Source organism: Streptomyces sp. NPDC048419 (assembly GCF_043200415.1).
Taxonomy (GTDB): Bacteria; Actinomycetota; Actinomycetes; order Streptomycetales; family Streptomycetaceae; genus Streptomyces.
Map to the genome: position 1 here is coordinate 1 of NZ_JBICXT010000111.1, position 1,723 is coordinate 1,723.

The window sequence follows — 1,723 nt, forward strand, 5'->3', positions numbered from 1 at the left end:
GGTTCCAGCTTCGGGCCCCGACGGGGAACTGACGCACCAGCAGCAGAAGTCACACACCTACTAACGATCAACTACTGGCGCAGGACACTAGCGTCAGGAACTGTCTACACGACCGCCTTCGCCCATCACTCAGTGGCCAAAGCGGCTCGGCTCGCGGGGATCAGGGCAGCCCATATTCGTACAGTTCCCTGCACTGGCGAACTAAAGATCGATATCGAGGCGGCAGCCGCGATGATCTCCGCTGACCGGCGCAACGGGCTCCGTCCCTTCCTGATCGTGGGAACCGCCGGAACCACCGACACGGGGACCATCGACCCACTGGTGGAGATGGCGGATCTGGCCCAGCGTGAGCGTATGTGGATGCATGTTGATGCCGCGTACGGAGGCTTCTTCCGGCTCACCGAGCGCGGGAGAGACCGCTTGGCTGGAACTGAACGTGCTGACTCCATCACGCTGGATCCCCACAAGACCCTTTTTCTCCCGTTCGGTACCGGCGCTCTCGTGGTTCGCGACTCCTCTAAACTTTACGCCGCACATGAAGGAACGGGCGACTATCTCCAGGACACAGAATTGACAGACGGCCTGCCGGACTTCGCACATATGGGACCCGAACTCTCCCGCGAAGTCCGCGGGTTGAGGGCGTGGCTACCCTTGCACCTACACGGCGTCAGCGCTTTCCGTGAGGCCCTGAACGAAAAGCTGGACCTGACACAACTGGTCTACGAAACCCTCACCTCAATCCCGGAGCTAGAGGTTCCTCAAGCCCCCGACTTGAGCACTGTCATCTTCCGGTTTCGCGCGCTGAACACCTCCACGGCCGCCGCTGACGAAGCCGATCGTAAGACACGCCTCCTTCTGGACCGAATCAACTCTTACGGATCCGTCCTTCTCTCCAGCACTGTCGTGAACAACCGCCAGACCATCAGGGTCTGCGTCGTTGCCCACCGCACCCACCATGCCCACGTCGCCAAAGCGCTTGAGATCATCGCGTGTGAAACTGCCGGCCTAGCTGACCTGTAGCACCGCGAACCGTGCGTGACGTGACTTTCTAGAGAGGCTAGAAAGTGGTGCCCGCTTACCCGATGCTCACCGCTGCGGCTTGGAATCTGCCGTTGATCAACAAGTAGCGGCGACTCACGCCTGACTCCCTCGAAGGTGGGCCGTCGTGCTTTGTTCGTGCAATCGCTAGCGAAGCGACGGCCCCCGCTGTGCTTCGAACAGGCGGGGGCCTGGAGAGCAGGACGTGCCGAGTCGAGGTTTGTGCATTCCACATGCCCCAACCCCTCAACATCGTCCAGTCGCGAGTCGAGGTCGGCCTGGCTCCTGGAACAGTCCATCGACCTTAAGTGCTGCCGTCGCGACTGGCGCCCGCCTCCGAGCCGTTGGAGCCGGACGACTACGTCAAGTCAATCGACGACGAGAAGCTCGTCGTTGACATGCTCGTCTACTTGGCGAAGGCTGCGACGCCATTGGGGGTTCCCAGGCCGGTCGGGCCGTCGTAGCCCTTGCCGGCCTTGCACTGGTAGTCGTTGCAGGAGCCGTTGGTTCCGTCGGTGACGTCGTTCAGCTTGTCCGGGTGGGCGTAGGGGTACGCGGCCGGGACGTCATTGGCGCCTGGGGTGCCCGCGAGGGCGTAGACGCCGGCGATGAAGGGTGAGGAGGCGCTGGTGCCGCCGTACTCGTTCCAGCCGCTGGCCTGGTAGGTGTCGTAGACGGCAAGACC

1 protein-coding gene and 2 pseudogenes are annotated in these 1,723 nt (G+C 62.3%); 2 read left to right on the forward strand and 1 reads right to left on the reverse strand.

Features of this window, described 5'->3' with window-relative positions; genetic code table 11:
- Both ACGFYN_RS48095 and ACGFYN_RS48100 read left to right on the forward strand, forming a co-directional pair.
- Positions 1 to 1,020: pyridoxal phosphate-dependent decarboxylase family protein (locus ACGFYN_RS48095; protein WP_393872273.1), on the forward strand; the 1,020-nt coding region annotated here is incomplete at its 5' end.
- A 350-nt stretch (positions 1,021 to 1,370) separates the two neighbouring features.
- A pseudogene (locus ACGFYN_RS48100) lies at positions 1,371 to 1,445 on the forward strand (YdcF family protein); the annotation flags it as partial.
- On the opposite strand, the pseudogene ACGFYN_RS48105 reads toward ACGFYN_RS48100, so the two are convergent.
- Positions 1,445 to 1,723 (reverse strand): annotated as a pseudogene (locus tag ACGFYN_RS48105) (peptidase S8); the annotation flags it as partial. The pseudogenes ACGFYN_RS48100 and ACGFYN_RS48105 overlap by 1 nt on opposite strands.